This is a genomic window from Nocardiopsis eucommiae (assembly GCF_965344335.1).
GTDB lineage: Bacteria > Actinomycetota > Actinomycetes > Streptosporangiales > Streptosporangiaceae > Nocardiopsis > Nocardiopsis eucommiae.
On record NZ_CBDRIY010000003.1, the window covers coordinates 95,424 to 109,909 of the forward strand.

At 72.6% G+C, this 14,486-nt stretch carries 10 protein-coding genes and 1 pseudogene; 6 read left to right on the top strand and 5 right to left on the bottom strand.

The window, feature by feature from the left end:
- Positions 1-43: 43 nt before the first annotated feature.
- Both ACRWK8_RS03020 and ACRWK8_RS03025 read left to right on the top strand, forming a co-directional pair.
- Positions 44-2,576: pseudogene (locus ACRWK8_RS03020) on the top strand (ATP-binding protein); the annotation flags it as partial.
- Positions 2,560-3,237, top strand: coding sequence for a response regulator (locus ACRWK8_RS03025; RefSeq protein ID WP_378740671.1), 678 nt, complete (start codon positions 2,560-2,562; stop codon positions 3,235-3,237). The pseudogene ACRWK8_RS03020 and the gene ACRWK8_RS03025, both read left to right, overlap by 17 nt.
- Positions 3,238-3,434: 197 nt before the next feature.
- Here the strand turns inward: ACRWK8_RS03025 and ACRWK8_RS03030 are convergent, their stop codons facing one another.
- Entirely contained in the window at positions 3,435-4,358 is a 924-nt protein-coding gene (locus tag ACRWK8_RS03030; RefSeq protein WP_431868169.1) for an aminoglycoside phosphotransferase family protein, read from the bottom strand.
- A 220-nt stretch (positions 4,359-4,578) separates the two neighbouring features.
- Entirely contained in the window at positions 4,579-5,256 is a 678-nt protein-coding gene (locus ACRWK8_RS03035; protein ID WP_431868171.1) for a sirohydrochlorin chelatase, read from the bottom strand.
- Between the two features lie 751 nt (positions 5,257-6,007).
- Between ACRWK8_RS03035 and ACRWK8_RS03040 the strand changes: the two genes are divergently transcribed.
- From ACRWK8_RS03040 to ACRWK8_RS03050, 3 genes are all read left to right on the top strand, one after another.
- Positions 6,008-6,820, top strand: coding sequence for an aminoglycoside adenylyltransferase domain-containing protein (locus ACRWK8_RS03040; RefSeq protein WP_378740678.1), 813 nt, complete (start codon positions 6,008-6,010; stop codon positions 6,818-6,820).
- A 43-nt stretch (positions 6,821-6,863) separates the two neighbouring features.
- Positions 6,864-7,421: a peptide deformylase gene (gene def, locus ACRWK8_RS03045; RefSeq protein ID WP_378740681.1), complete on the top strand. Its 558-nt coding sequence runs from the start codon at positions 6,864-6,866 to the stop codon at positions 7,419-7,421.
- Between the two features lie 196 nt (positions 7,422-7,617).
- Positions 7,618-8,589 carry a coiled-coil domain-containing protein gene (locus tag ACRWK8_RS03050; RefSeq protein WP_378740684.1) on the top strand — a complete coding sequence of 324 codons (972 nt, stop codon included), beginning with the start codon at positions 7,618-7,620 and terminating at the stop codon, positions 8,587-8,589.
- Here the strand turns inward: ACRWK8_RS03050 and ACRWK8_RS03055 are convergent.
- The 3 genes from ACRWK8_RS03055 to ACRWK8_RS03065 are packed head-to-tail and all read right to left on the bottom strand — an operon-like array spanning position 8,576 to position 12,016.
- The gene (locus ACRWK8_RS03055) at positions 8,576-9,862 is read right to left on the bottom strand and encodes an MFS transporter (protein ID WP_431868174.1); all 1,287 of its coding nucleotides are present in this window, start codon (positions 9,860-9,862) and stop codon (positions 8,576-8,578) included. The two genes, ACRWK8_RS03050 and ACRWK8_RS03055, sit on opposite strands and share 14 nt — an antisense overlap.
- 49 nt (positions 9,863-9,911) lie before the next feature.
- Positions 9,912-10,709 carry an alpha/beta hydrolase gene (locus ACRWK8_RS03060; RefSeq protein ID WP_378740688.1) on the bottom strand — a complete coding sequence of 266 codons (798 nt, stop codon included), beginning with the start codon at positions 10,707-10,709 and terminating at the stop codon, positions 9,912-9,914.
- 17 nt (positions 10,710-10,726) lie between these two features.
- On the bottom strand, positions 10,727-12,016 hold the full coding sequence (locus ACRWK8_RS03065; protein WP_431868176.1) for a CPBP family intramembrane glutamic endopeptidase: 1,290 nt from the start codon (positions 12,014-12,016) through the stop codon (positions 10,727-10,729).
- Positions 12,017-12,192: 176 nt separating this feature from the next.
- On the opposite strand from ACRWK8_RS03065, the gene ACRWK8_RS03070 reads away from it, so the two are divergent.
- A complete protein-coding gene (locus ACRWK8_RS03070; protein ID WP_431868178.1) occupies positions 12,193-14,286 on the top strand; it encodes an elongation factor G-like protein EF-G2 in 2,094 nt (697 codons plus the stop codon).
- Positions 14,287-14,486 lie beyond the last annotated feature (200 nt).

A 14,486-nucleotide genomic window follows, 5' to 3' on the forward strand; every position in this document is an offset into this window, starting at 1 on the left:
GATCACATCCGAACGACGGCGTTCGCGGCTCCGGGCACCCACAATGGGACACGTGAAAGGAACACTCCGTATCCACCTGGGTTCGGCCCCCGGGGTGGGGAGCACGCACCACGCGCTGGCCGAGGCACGCCGCCGGGCCGAACGCGGGACCGACGTGGTGGTCGGCGCGGTCCACACCCACCGCCGCGCCCAGACCTCCGCGCTGTTGGAGGGTCTGGAGACCGTCCCGCCCCTGTCCACGGGGGCGGTGGACACCGCCGCCGTGATCACCCGCGCGCCCCGGCTGGTCCTGGTGGACGACCTCGCCCGGCCCAACGAGCCCGGCTCCCCCAACCCCACCCGCTGGCAGGACGTGGAGGAACTCCTGTCGGCGGGGATCGACGTCCTGGCCACCGTGGGCATCCACCACCTGGACTCCCTCTACGACGTGGTCCACCAGATCACCGGGGTCCGGCCCGAGTACACGGTCCCCGACCGGGTGGTGCGCGCCGCCGCCGAGATCGAGCTGGTCGACGCCACACCCCAGGAGTTGCGCCGCCGGATGGCCCACGGCGACCTGCACCCCGCCGAGCGGGTGGACGCCGCGCTGGCCGACTACTACCGCGAGGGGAACCTGGCGGCCCTGCGCGAACTCGCCCTGCTCTGGACCGCCGACCGGGTCGAGGAGGGGCTCAGCCACTACCTGGGCGAGCACGAGATCCGCGACACCTGGGAGGCCCGGGAGCGGGTCGTGGTGGCGCTCACCGGGGGCCCGGAGGGTGAGACCCTGATCCGCCGCGCCGCCCGGGTCGCGGCCCGCTCACGCGGCGGCCGCCCCCAGCCGAGCCACCTGCTGGCGGTGCACGTGGTGCCGCCGAGCGGGATCGGAGAGCGCCCCACCGGAGAACTGCTGCGGCAGCGGCACCTGCTGGCGGAGCTCGGCGGTACCTACCACCAGGTGGTCGGGGCGGACGTGCCCTCGGCGCTGCTGGAGTTCGCGCGCGGAGCCCACGCCACCCAGATCGTCCTCGGCTCCTCCCGCCGGCGGCCCTGGCAGTACGTGTTCGGCCCGGGTGTGGGCACGATCGTGGCCCGGGAGTCCGGTGACATCGACGTGCACATCGTCACGCACGAGGAGGTGGGCCGGGGGAGCTGGCCGCTGCCCGCACCGGGCCGGGGCCTGAACGAGCACCGGAGGCTGTGGGGGTGGTCGCTGTCCCTGATGGCCCCTCCCCTGGTCACCCTGGTGCTCGCCCTGCCGGTCTTCTCCGAGGTGGGACCGGCCGCGGACCCACTGTTCCTGTTGCTGATCACCGTGGCCACGGCGGCCGTCGGCGGGCTGCGGCCCGCGCTGGCCTCGGCGCTGTGGAGCGCGGTCCTGCTCACGGTGCTGCTGTCGCCGCTGCACGGGCGGCCCTCGGTGTCGCTCGACAACTTCCTGTCGATGACGGCGTTCATCCTGGTGGGCGGCCTGGTGGCGGTCATGGTCGAGATGGCCGCCCGGCGGTCGTCCCAGGCCCTGCGCGCCCGGGCCGAGGCGGACGCCGTCGCCCTCCTGGCGGCGAGCGTGCTCTCCGGGAACGAACCGCTGCAGGCGCTGCTGCGACGGATCCGGGAGACCTTCGGGCAGCGCTCGGCGACGCTGCTGGAGCGCCTGGACGACGGGCGCTGGTACCCGGTGCACAGCGTGGGCGCGCCGGCCTGCGAGGCGCCCGAGGAGGCGGACGCCCTGGTGGCGGTCTCCGACACCGTGGCCCTGGCGCTGCGCGGCCGGGTGCTGCCCGCGGCCGACAGGGGCGTGATGGAGGCCTTCGCCACGCACGTGGGGATCGCCATGGAGCACCAGCGGCTGGCCTGGGACGCCGCCGAGGCGCGCGGTCAGGTGGCGGGCAACCGCATACGCACCGCGCTGCTGGCGGCGGTCTCGCACGACCTGCGCACACCCCTGACGTCCATCAAGGCGAGCGTGTCCAGCCTGCGGGCCACGGACATCCAGCTCTCCGAGGAGGACCGGGCGGAGCTGCTGGAGACCGTCGAGGAGTCGGCGGACCGGCTGAACCGGCTCATCGGCAACCTCCTGGACATGAGCCGGGTGCAGACCGACAGCGTGCGGCCGCAGCTCCGGCCGGTGGCGCTGGAGGAGGTGATCCCCGCGACGCTCCTGGGGGTGCCGGGCGACGCGGTCGTGGTGGACGTCCCGGACGGCCTGCCCCGGGTACGCGTGGACGCGGGCCTGCTCGACCGGGCCGTGGCCAACGTGGTCACGAACGCCGTGCGGTACAACCCCGATCCCCGGATCCCGGTCCTGGTGGCGGCCAGCGCGCACGGCGACAGCGTCCAACTGCGTGTGGTGGACCGGGGGCCGGGCGTCTCGGACGAGGCCAAACAGCGGATGTTCGAAGCCTTCCAACGCCTCGGGGACGCCCCCCAGGGCACCGGGGTGGGGCTCGGGCTGGCGGTGGCGCGTGGTTTCGTTGAGGCGATGCACGGCACCCTGGCCCCCGAGGACACCCCGGGCGGCGGACTGACCATGGTGTTCACCCTGCGTGCGGTGGACGAGGCGGACGAGTGAGGAGCGGCATGCGGGTCCTGGTCGTCGACGACGACGTGCAGATCATCCGGGCGATGCGAATCAATCTGAGGGCGCGCGGCTACGACGTGGACACCGCTCCGGACGGTGAGAGCGCGCTGCGCCTGGCCTCGGAGCGGCACCCCCACGTGGTGCTCCTGGACCTCGGGCTGCCGGACATGGAGGGCGTCGAGGTCATCCAACGCCTGCGCGGCTGGTCGCAGGTGCCGATCATCGTGCTCTCCGCCCGGCACTCCGCCGGGGAGAAGGTGCGTTGCCTCGACCTGGGGGCGGACGACTACGTGACCAAGCCGTTCGGGATGGACGAACTGCTGGCCCGGATGCGGGCCGCCGAGCGCCGCGCGGTCCCCACCGAGGAGGCCCCGGTGGTACACACCGACTCCTTCGACGTGGACCTGGGCGCCAAGCGCGTGACCCGGGACGGCGAGGAGGTGCGGCTCACCCCCACGGAGTGGCACATCCTGGAGCTCCTGGCCCGCAACGCCGGACAGCTGGTGAGCCAGCGCCAGATCCTGCACGACGTGTGGGGACCCAACTACCAGAACGAGACCAACTACCTGCGGGTCTACCTGGCCCAGCTGCGCCGCAAGCTCGAACCCGACCCCTCCCACCCGCGCCACCTCATCACCGAGGCCGGTCGCGGCTACCGCTTCGAGAGAGAGGGCTGAGCCCCCCGTGCCGCGCGGCGGCGCCCCGTGGTCGACGCGGGGCGTACGGGGCCCCTGAGGAGGGGCGGCCGTTCGAGCACGTCGGGGTGGCCCGGGAGGGGCCGGTGGTGCTGACCGTGCTCTGACCACCGGTCCCGGGGCGATGAGCGCCGGACCGCCCCACCCGCGACCGCGCGGGCGGGGCCTCCGGGAGGAGGTCAGGGTGCGGCGGCTCCGCACAGGTCCATCATCAGGTCGAACTCCACCGAGTCGGTCTGCCCCCGGTTGGCCTTGGCCACCGCGAAGCAGGGGGCGAAGGCGCGCACCCACTCCATCAACCGGTTCGCGTCCACCGACATCGCCCGCGCGAGCGCGTCCACGCGCCGTTCCACCTCGGCCACGTCGGCGGCCCTCCACACCGCCCAGTCGACCGCGTCCGCCGCGCCGTCACCCAGGCAGGCGCGCGGATCGAGGACGACCAGCCCGCGCTCCCCGCCGTCGATCACGTTGCCGGGGTGCAGGTCACCGTGGAGCGGGACGACGTCGACCTCGCCGTGGGCCAGGTCGCGCGCGTTGGCCGCGCCCCGGTGCATCACGGGGGCCGGGACGATGTCCGCCGCTGCGCCCTCCTCGCGCTCTCGTCCCCACATCTCGAACACGAACTGCACCCGGGCGCTGAGCGGGCGCAGTTCCCTGCGTTCGGCCGGGCCGACCTCCACGGCATGGAGCTCCGCGATGAGGCCGCCGATGGTCTCCATGGACGGGACCACACCGGTGGACGCCACCGTGTGCCCCTCGACCCGCTCCATCAGGAAGGCACCCCGGTCGGCGTCCACCCCCCACACGTCGGGCACGCGCCGCGAGGGCGCCCACATGCGCAGGAGGTCGGCCTCGGAGACCGAGAGGCCGCTGTCCGGGGAGATCTTGAGGACCCCCTCGCCGCCGTCGGAGCGGCGCACGTAGAGGACGACGGAGGTGCGCCCGTGCGGGGCGGGGCCCTCGACGGTCAGTCCCCACTCGGAGGTCAGCTTCTCGACGATCGCGGGCAGCTCCGCGAGCCACTCGGTGACGTGGCCCCCGAAACGCCGTTCCAGGCGGCGACGCTGCCGGTCGTCGACGAACTGCGCTGTTCCGTCGTTCATACATCCACCTTCGGTTCGCTCACGCCGGTGCCCGCCGTGGAGGGGGTCGCGCACCGGGTTGACGTTCGGTACCTCGTGCGGGGGCCGTGGCCGCACCGCCGCCGCGTCGCGGGTGCGGGGAGTTCCCGCCCGTGGGGCACATACCCATCCTCACGGCGACGGTAACGGCGTCGTGGCTGTTCGCGGCGGTGAGATCACGCCGGGCCACGACGCCCGCACGTCAGGTGAGGCGTCCCTTGGCCGCACGGTGCTGGGCGAGGAGCGTGTCCACGACCAGTTCGGAGGGCCAGAGCGGAGCGGTGATCGCCGTGGCGTCGAGTCGGCGGAGCAGGTCGAAGTCGGGTCCGTCGACCAGTCTCCAGGCGGCCACCGCGACCTGGTCGTGCCCGTCACGGCGCAACCGCGCGACGGCGTCGAGCACGGTGGGGGCCCAGGTGCGCAGGTAGCCCACCTGGACCGGGGTGGAGAGTCGGCGGCTCAGCATCCGGGCCACGTCCATGACCACCTGACGCTCCTCGGTGCCGGTGGTGCCGTCGGCCGCCAGGACCACGCCGTCGTCGGGCCTGCGCCCGGATTCGGCGAGCCGACCGGCGAGGTCCGCGACGATGGACGGGACCGCTCCCAGGGGCGACGTCTGGCAGGAGTCCTCCATGCGGCCGAGGTCCAGTTGGGTGAGCAGGTGGGCGCTGGCGACGTCGCCCCCCGCGACGAAGGCCGGCACCAGCACCTTGGGGCCGCGGACGGCGCGGATCGCCGCCCTGACCTCGTCCGGACTGCCGAAGGCCGCCGAGACCGGCGCCTCGCCGCGCTCGGCCACCGCCTCGGCCAGCCCGCGCAGGGCCTCGCGCCGGTGGGCGTCTCGCGAGTCGTCGGCAACGAGAACCATCGTGGGGACCATGATCGGCTCCTTGGGATCGCAGAGGCGTCAGCCTTGACCACCGAGCGTAGGGAGGCGGGGTTTCGGGGATGCGCCCCGGTGTTACGCGGAGGAAAACAGTGGACAATGGCTGTGATGGTTATCACCAGGGGAAGTCTTGGTGAATCATAACAATCCACCACAGGAGGACGCGTGTCCACTTCAACAGAGAGTGGCGTGCGTCTCCAGAACTCGGGAGTGGAACTCACGACCTTTCCCTTCATCCCCACTGACCTCGTGTGACACGTGAATACGCGCACCGGGAAAACCCACAGGGAACCGGGTCCCGTTTTCTCGCCCACCACGCGGGTTCCACTCGGAACTTTCCCCCGACCTCTCCAGAGAAATCCAGCGTGAATGGACGGCCGAGGCGAATGCACGAGCCGGATGCACGTGCCACGGAATGCGCGCGTTCACCCCGCGCGTCGCCCTTGGCGTGGCCGTCCTTTGCCACAGGGGGAGCCCTGTTGTCAAGGGTGCGCACTCCCCCTCTCCCGCAGAACCGCACACCACTTGACGTGGGGAGACAGGGTGCGAGTCCGGCGTGATCACTTGCGATACCCCCCGCACCCGAAGCACACTGGGAGGCAAATGGCAGGGACCTCCCGTCCCACCAGCGTCCCGCTGTCCCACCGCTACACCGGTGGACCTCCCCACAGCGCGACGGGGCCGCCCGCCCCACCGTACGGACCACCACCGCAGACCACCGAGCCGTCCCAGACTGGAGTTGAGCATGGCCGTCCACCCTCGGGTGCAGACGCTGACCCAGGCTTTCCTCGCCAACGCCGACCAGGAGGCCCCCGGCCTGGTCCAGGGCCTCTACCTGACCGGTTCGGTCGCCCTCGGCGACTTCCGCCCGCACACCAGCGACGTCGACTTCGTCATCGTGACCGGCCGCCGCGCCGAGCGGGAGGACCTGGACGCCCTGCGCCGCGTACACGCGCGCACCCGGAGCGAGGTCCCCCGCCCCCAGTTCAACGGCGTCCACGTCACCTGGGACGAGCTCAACCGCGACCCCTCGGACTGCGGCCCCGTCCCCTCCGTCATCAACGGCCGGTTCCGCGACCGCGCCTCCGTCGACGTCAACCCGGTGACCTGGCACGTCCTGGCCGACCGGGGTGTCACCGTACGCGGCCCGCACCCGACCGAACTGGACGTGTGGGACGAGCCGGAGAGCCTGCGCACCTGGTCCCTCGGCTCCCTCGACGAGCACTGGCGCCGTTGGCGGGAGAAGGCCGGACGCCTGGTCACCCCGCGCGGCCTGGCCGTCCTCGGCTCGCTGGCCCCCTCCTGGAGCGTGCTCAGCGTCAGCCGCCTGCACTTCACCCTGAAGACCGGGGAGATCACCTCCAAGTCCGGGGCGGGCCTGTACGCCCTGCACGCCTTCCCCGACCGCTGGCAGCGCATCGTCAACGAGTGCCTGCGCGTCCGGCGCGGGGTCCAGGCCCCCTCCCTGTACGAGAGCGCCCTGGCCCGCCGCCGCGCCGCCCTCGACTACATCGAGATGGTCCTGGACGAGTCCCTCCGGCCGGGTCTGGCCACCTGAGCCCAGCGGTCCGCCCACCGGGCCGGGCAACTAATCTGGGGGCATGACCATGCGCCCCATCGTCCGCTTCGGCGACCCCGTCCTCGTGACCCGGACCGCACCCGTGACCACCTTCGACCAGCGCACGGAGAAGCTGGTCCGCGACCTCCTCGACACCGTGGACGCCCCCGGGCGCGCCGGGGTGGCCGCCACCCAGATCGGGGTCGGATCACGGGTGTTCAGCTACGACGTCGAGGGCCGTACCGGGTACGTGATCAACCCCGAGATCGTCGAACTCTCCGAGGAGCTCCAGGACTGCGACGAGGGCTGCCTGTCCATCCCCCGGCTCTGGTACCGGAGCCGCCGCGCCCAGCGCGCCGTGGTCCGGGGCGTGGACCTGCGCAACGAGCCGATCACCGTCGAGGGCACCGGACTGATGGCGCAGTGCCTCCAGCACGAGACCGACCACCTGGACGGCATGCTCTACATCGACCGGCTGGACGCCGAGACCCGCAAGCGGGCCCTGCGTGACATCCGTCGCTCCGACTGGTTCCTGCCCTCGGAGACGCCCGCCCCCTCGACCTCCGTCAGCCTGCCCAGCGCGTTCGGCGGCAGAGCCTGACCCGGGCGTTCGGTGCGGTCACCCGGTCCGGGTATCTTCTGGACAGACCCCCGCTCAACCCCCACAGCAACGCGAGTCAACTCACTGTGCACGTATCACCGAGACCTCGTATGGTCCGCTGAGCACCTCCCCTCCCGTGACGGCCCGGCCGTCCCCCCGGCGCAGCGGATGCTCTCGGATCATCCACGGAGCAGACATGACATCCACTCCTCGTAACGCCACTCGTCGCGGCCGGTTCACGGCGTCCGTCGCCGCCGTGACCGCGCTCGCCCTCATGGGCCTGCCCGGTGCGGCCCACGCCGACCCCGACGACGACGTCGACATCGACGAGCTGAACCAGCGGGCCGAGGAGCTGGAGGAGACCTACGACGGCGAGCTGCTCCAGTACACCGAGATCAAGGACCGGGTGGAGACCGCCGAGGCCGAGCTGGAGGAGCTCGACGAGCGCTTGGAGAAGTCCCGCGGCGGGGTGTCGGCCATCGCCGCCGCCCAGTACAAGGGCGACGGCTTCGACCCGACCCTCCAGATCGTGTTCTCCAGCCAGCCCGAGGAGATGTTCGCGGACGCCGCGACCGTCGACTACCTGGGGCAGAGCCAGGCCGAGCAGATCGCGGAGCTCATCACGCTCCGCGACGAACAGGCCATCCTCACCAGCGAGCTCCAGGACGAGATGGCCGAGGCCTCCGAGCTGATCGACGAGCTGGAGGAGCAGCGCGAGGAGGTCACCAAGCGCATCGAGGAGTACGAGGAGGAGCAGGTCCCGGAGGCTCCGGAGAACCCCGGCAACGGCTCGATCCCCGACAGCGCGCGCGGCGGCGGCTGGGAGCAGACCACGCCCCGGATGGCGGCCATCCGCGACGAGATCATCATGCAGTTCGGCGCGCCCTACCCGGTGGGCTGCTGGCGTCCCAGCAACGACGACCACGGCACCGGGACCGCCTGCGACTTCATGATGAGCGCCAACGGCGCCGCGCCCTCAGCCGCGAACCAGGCCCTCGGCCAGCAGATCTCCGACTACGGCATCGCCAACGCCGACCGTCTGGGCATCAAGTACATCATCTGGGAACAGCAGATCTGGCAGTCGACGTCGCGTCAGTGGACCTGGATGAACGACCGTGGCGACCTGACCCAGAACCACTACGACCACGTGCACATCAGCTCGTACTGATCCGGGGCCGCGGCGCCCGGGCCCGCGCGAGCGGCAGGACCGCGACCAGGGCCACGGCCACCACCGCGAAGGCGGGGCCGTACCCCGTGAGCTGGATGAGCAGGCCGAGGCCGACCGCCCCGACGCCGGTACCCGCGTCGAAACCGATGTTCCAGGCCGCGCTGGCCCTGCCGTACCCGGCCGGACCCGCGCGGCCCAGCATCACCGTGACGGTCTCGTTCTGCACCGCGCCGAAGCCCAGGCCGAACAACGCCGACCCGCCGAGCACCAACAGGGCCACACCCGCGCCCGGCGCCGCGTCGCCGTTGGCCCACAGTCCGGCGGTGATCAGTCCCGCTCCCGCCGCCGCCGTCAGGGTTCCGGGCAGCAGCAGGAGGGTGCGCCGGTGGCGGTCGTACAGGATCCCGGCGGTCCACCTCCCGGCCACGACGCCGAGCGCGTAGGCGGCCAACAGCGCACCGACCAGCCAGGCTGCCCGCTCCAACGGGATCGCCAGGAAGGTGACCACCCCGCTGGCACCCGAGGACACCACCAGCATGATCACCAGCGGCGCGGCGAGGGCGACCACCAGCGGCAGTCCGCGCGGAGCCCCCGAGGCGTCGGCTGTGCCGCCTCCGTCGTGTCCGGCCCCGCGCAGCGCCGGCCGGTTGCGGCCGCCGTCCGCGAACCAGATGCCGGAGGCGAGCACCGCCGCCACCACGCCACAGACCCCCGTGAGCCAGAACGCGGTGTCGAAACCGAGGCTGAGCGCCAGCGCCACCCCTCCAGGCAGGATCACGATCTGCGGCAGGCCGATCGCCAGCCCGTAGTAGCCGGTGGCGCGTCCGACCTGGTCCCCGGACACCAGGCGGGCGGCGAGCGCCGTCCCGGCCACGGTCACCATCCCGAAGCCGATCCCGCGCACCGCCGAGATGGCCACCAGAGGTCCGAGGTCGGTGGTGAGGGCGAACAGCGGCATGGGCAGGCCCATGATGAGGGAACCCACCGGGAAGGTCCACCGGTAGCCGCCCGCGTGGTCCAGGAGCCATGGCATGGCCAGCTGCGTGAGGACCGTGGTGAGCATGAAGACGGCGGTGGTGCCGCCCGCGCCGAACTCGCCCGCGCCGCCCCGGCTGGCCCACAGGGGTACGAGCGGCAGGACGGCGGCGAACCCGCAGAGACTGATCCCGGTGGCCATGATCAGGAGGGCGAAGCCGCGCCCCCGGAGTCCGGGAAGGTCGTCGTGGGGCACCGGGGCACCGCTCCCGGCAGCGGGGGAGCCAGATCGGATCATCCCCCCTTTCTAACCGAGCCGTGGCGGCCTGTCGACACGGCTCGATGCCCTATTCCGCCTGCTCCGGCCCGGGCAGCCGCTCCCCCAGCCAGTCGCGCAGGCGGACCACGAGTTCGGGGTCGACCGCCCGCTCCGCGTGCCCCATCCCTCGGACGATCCACAGGTCCTTGGGCTGGCGCGCCGCGTCGTGGATGGCGGTGGCGTGGGAGACGGGGAAGTAGCTGTCGGAGTCGCCGTGCACGACCAGCAGCGGCGCCGGGGAGACCTCTCCGGCGACCTCGCGCGGCTCGGCCGGGGTGGGGTTCCAGCGCTGGTCGGTGACGCGGACCTTGCGGAAGCGCCGCAGGAAGGCGCGGCCGAAGCTGCGGCCTACTCCGAAGGTGAGCAGGCGCATGGAGCGACTGCCCCGGTAGTACCAGCGGCTGGGGCCGCTCACGGACACCACGGCACTGATCCCGCCGAAGATGGCGGCGTGCCGGATGGCGACCGCGGCGCCCATGGAGAAGCCCAGGGTGGCGATGTGGGTGTACCCGAGCTCACGGAGGCGTTCGACGACCGCTTCGAGGTCGTGGATCTCGGCGTTGCCCACAGTGCTGCGCCCACCCGATCCGTGGTGGCCCCGGAAGTCGAAGGTCATCACGTCACCGACGGGCAGCAGCCCCTGGGCGATGGCGCGCGTGTGCGGGCTCCGGTAGGTACCGGTGAAGCCGTTGGCGAGGACCACCACGGTGGTGCGGGGCAGGGAGCCGCGCAGCAGCACGGCGTCGATCCCCACTCCGTCCGAGGTGGTCAGCCAGAAACGGTTCTCCCCGGGCTGGGCGATGGAGTGGTCAATGGCGTCGGACACCACTCCATCGTGCACGATCAGTCTCGGCGCGGGGAGTGCGGCCCCGGTGTGTCGCCCCCGTACCCCTGGCCCGGATGGGGCCCGGGGTAGGGGCCACCGGGGTAGCCCCGGGGTGGTGCGGGCCGGTGCGGCTGCGGTGCCGGATATCCCGGCGGCGGACCCTGGGGGTGCTGCCCAGGCTGCGGATTCTGCGGGTGTTGCCCGGGAGGCGGACCCTGCGGGTACTGCCCAGGCTGCGGACCCTGAGGGTGCTGCGGACCCTGAGGGTACTGCCCCGGCGGCGGACCCTGGGGGTACCGCGCGGGCGGCGGACCCTGCTGGCTCTGCCCGGGAGGAGGACCCTGGGGGTACGGGTCGACCGGCGCGGAACCGTGGGGAGGCGTGCCCCCCTGGGCTCCGTCGACGGCCCCGTGCCCCACGGTTGCCGGCTCCTCCCCGACCGCCTCGAACTCGCCCGTGCGTCCGTACTCGTCGTCGTCCGCGTACCCGTCATCCGCGTACTCGTCGTCGTAGTAGTCGTCGAGGCGCAGGGCCTCCTCCGCCGCCTCCCGCTCCGAGGCCGGGGGAAAGACCACCGAGCGCAGGTTCAACGCCACGTGCACCAGTACCGGGACGACCAGGCTGCCCGTGCCCAGGTACAGCACGGTGAACAGGGTGCCGGAGAAGCCCGCGCTGAGCAGGCCCCACCAGCCCTGGTAGGCGTGAGCCAACGAGAAGAGCAGGACGGACAGCACCGCGGCGATCCACAGCGGGGCGCCCATGCTGGCGACGAGCGTGATGAACAGACCCCGGTAGAGCAGTTCCCCGAACACACCTCCGGTGACCGCCATCCCCGCCGCCAGCGCCCGCTCGCGACCGGTGCGCGGCAGCAGCAGGTACTGCCGACGGCCGGGTTCGGGCAGGGTCATGGGCTTGGGCGCGCTCCGGCGTCCCCGGTGGCCCTTGCGCCCCCGGGTGGGCAGGCCGTTGACCAGCACCCAGAAGGCGGCCAGCGCGACGGCGCCACCGATCGCGGCGCCCACGATCGGACCGAAGGCGTCCGGGACGCGCAACCCCAGATCGACCAGGTTCAGTTCGGGTGACAACAGGAGCACCGCGAGGATCAGCAGGCCCCACAGCACGTGGATCGCCATCGTGACGGCGTACAGCAGCCCGAGGGCGCGCTCGTCACCGTTCTCACGGCGTGACAGCCACGCGAACGCGCGCCGTCCGAGCAGGGGTTCGCCGAACGCGGCGAAGAACAGCAGCAGGACCGTCAGCAGGGTCCCGGCGAGACTGAATTGAGGAAGACTCTCCGACCATGGCACGGGCACAGCCTAGAAGAACGACCCGGGTCATAGGGACACGGAAGCGCCCATCCCGGATGGGACCGGCATACCCCTTGTGGTCGGAGCCGTGAAGAGCGACCGTGGGTAGTGTCGCAGGTCACATGGCGGTGGCCCGGTCCGGCCGCCGCCCGACCCCGAGGTGGGGGTGGACGAGGATGGTGGATCGAGCCGTGCCCCGGGCCGACGGGCCCCGGGACATCCGCAACGTCGCGCTGGTGGGGCCCACCGGCGCCGGCAAGACGAGCCTGGTCGAGGCGCTGCTCCTCGCCGCCGGGGAGATCAGGCGCCCCGGCAGCGTGGAGGAGGGGACGACCGTCAGCGACCACGACGAGGCCGAGGTCCGCCAGAGGAGGTCGGTGCACCTGACCGTCAACCCGATCATGGTGGGCGACGTCAAGGTCAACCTGTTGGACACCCCCGGCTACGCCGACTTCGTCGGGGCGATGCGCGCCGGACTGCGCGGCGCCGACGCCGCCCTCTTCGTGATCTCGGCCCTGGACGGCGTGGACGGACGCACCCGCATGCTGTGGGAGGAGTGCGCGGCCGTGGGGATGCCGCGAGCCGTGGCCGTCACCAGGATCGACCATCCGCGCGCCGACTTCGACGCCGTCGTCGCGCGCTGCCAGGAGGCCTTCGGCCCAGGAGTGCACCCCGCGTACGTGCCCGCCACGCGGGGTTCGGGGGACCATCGCACCCTGGTGGGGCTCTGGGGGCTGGTCTCGGAGCGCTACCACGACTACTCGGGCGGGGAGGGTCCGGTCTCCGCCCCCGACTGGCTGCGCGAACAGGCGGGCCCGCTGCGGGAGACGCTCATCGAGGAGGTCATCACCGAGAGCGAGGACGAGTCCCTGATGGAGCGCTACATGGAGGGCGGCGAGCTCGATCCGGACCTGCTCATCAACGACCTCAAGGAAGCCGTGGCGGCGGGCGGCTTCCATCCCGTGCTGGCGCTCAGCACCACCCACGGCGTGGGGGTCTCCGAGCTCCTGCGCGAGCTCCCGCTCTCCTGCCCGGACCCGACCCGGCGGCCGTTCCCGCCGGTGACCCGCCCCGACGGCCGACCGGTGGAGGGGTTGACCTGTGACCCGGACGGACCGCTGGTCGCGCAGGTGCTGAGCACGTCCACCGACCCGTACGTGGGCCGGGTCAGCCTGGTCCGGGTGTTCTCCGGGACGCTGCGGCCCGACACCGACGTGCACCTGCACGGGAACGACGAACGCACGGGGGCCCTCTCCGTCCCGCTGGGCTCCGGGGTCCGTCCGGTGGGCGAGGTGATCGCCGGAGACCTGTGTCTGGTGGCGAAGCTTCCCGAGGCCCGGACCGGCGACACGCTCTCCGCGCCCGAGCGGCCGCTCCGGGTGCCGCCGTGGCGCTTCCCGGACCCCACGCTGCCGGTGGCGATCCGCGCCGCCTCCGCAGGTGACGAGGACAAGCTGTCCCAGGCGGTGGCCCGGCTCCTGGCCGAGGACCCGTCCCTTCGGGTGCGGGTGAACGAGGAGACGCACCAGATGGTCCTGTGGAGCCTGGGCGAGGCCCACCTGGACGCCTCCCTGGACCGGCTCGAACACCGCTACGGGGTGCGTGTGGAGACCGAGGACGTGCTGGTCCCGCTGCGGGAGACCTTCACCGTCCCCTGCCAGGGCGAGGGCCGCAACGTCAAGCAGAGCGGCGGGCACGGCGAGTACGGGGTGTGCCGGATCCGGGTCGAGCCGCTGGAGTCCGGAGCCGGTCTGGAGTTCGTGGACCGGATCACGGGCGGCGTGGTCCCCCGCCAGTACGTGTCCTCGGTGGAGAAGGGCGTCCGCGCCCAGATGGCCGAGGGCGTGGCCGACGGGCACCCTCTGGTGGACCTGCGCGTCACCCTGTACGACGGCAGGGCGCACTCGGTGGACTCCTCCGACATGGCCTTCCAGAAGGCCGGGAGGCTCGCCCTGAGGGACGCGGCCGCCTCCTCGGAGCTGTCGGTCCTGGAGCCGGTGGACACGGTGACGGTCGAGGTCGACGACGCCCACCTGGGCGCGGTCCTGAGCGACCTCGCCGCCCGGCGCGGACGCGTGGTGGGCACCGAGACCGCCCCCGGCGGCCGGGTGGTGGTCCGGGCGGAGGTCCCCGAGCTGGAGATCCTGCGCTACGCCGTGGAGCTGCGTTCGGTCGCGCACGGCACCGGGGTGTTCACCCTGGACTACCTGCGCCACGAGCCCCTGCCCGCCCAGGTCAGCCACCGCCTGGCCGCGTCCGGCCACCAGTAGGCCACGCCACCGCCAACCAACCCGAAGCCCGACGTGCTTCCGCCGCAGGGGTGCCCCCGTTCGAGGCGCCGCAGACCAGGGGCAGCCGTGCCGCACACCCTCGCCACAGCCATGAGCCCCACCCTCACACCTCCACCACAGGCACGAGTCCCGCCCACACACCTCCACCACAGGGGGGTGCCCGTTCGGGCGCCGCCAGG

Coding starts and splice junctions, on each gene's coding strand:
- ACRWK8_RS03030 (WP_431868169.1), bottom strand. CDS start 4,358: ATGAACGACGGAACAGCGCAGTTCGTCGACGACCGGCAGCGTCGCCGC.
- ACRWK8_RS03070 (WP_431868178.1), top strand. CDS start 12,193: ATGGTGGATCGAGCCGTGCCCCGGGCCGACGGGCCCCGGGACATCCGC.
- ACRWK8_RS03055 (WP_431868174.1), bottom strand. CDS start 9,862: ATGATCCGATCTGGCTCCCCCGCTGCCGGGAGCGGTGCCCCGGTGCCC.
- def (WP_378740681.1), top strand. CDS start 6,864: ATGACCATGCGCCCCATCGTCCGCTTCGGCGACCCCGTCCTCGTGACC.
- ACRWK8_RS03035 (WP_431868171.1), bottom strand. CDS start 5,256: ATGGTCCCCACGATGGTTCTCGTTGCCGACGACTCGCGAGACGCCCAC.
- ACRWK8_RS03025 (WP_378740671.1), top strand. CDS start 2,560: ATGCGGGTCCTGGTCGTCGACGACGACGTGCAGATCATCCGGGCGATG.
- ACRWK8_RS03040 (WP_378740678.1), top strand. CDS start 6,008: ATGGCCGTCCACCCTCGGGTGCAGACGCTGACCCAGGCTTTCCTCGCC.
- ACRWK8_RS03050 (WP_378740684.1), top strand. CDS start 7,618: ATGACATCCACTCCTCGTAACGCCACTCGTCGCGGCCGGTTCACGGCG.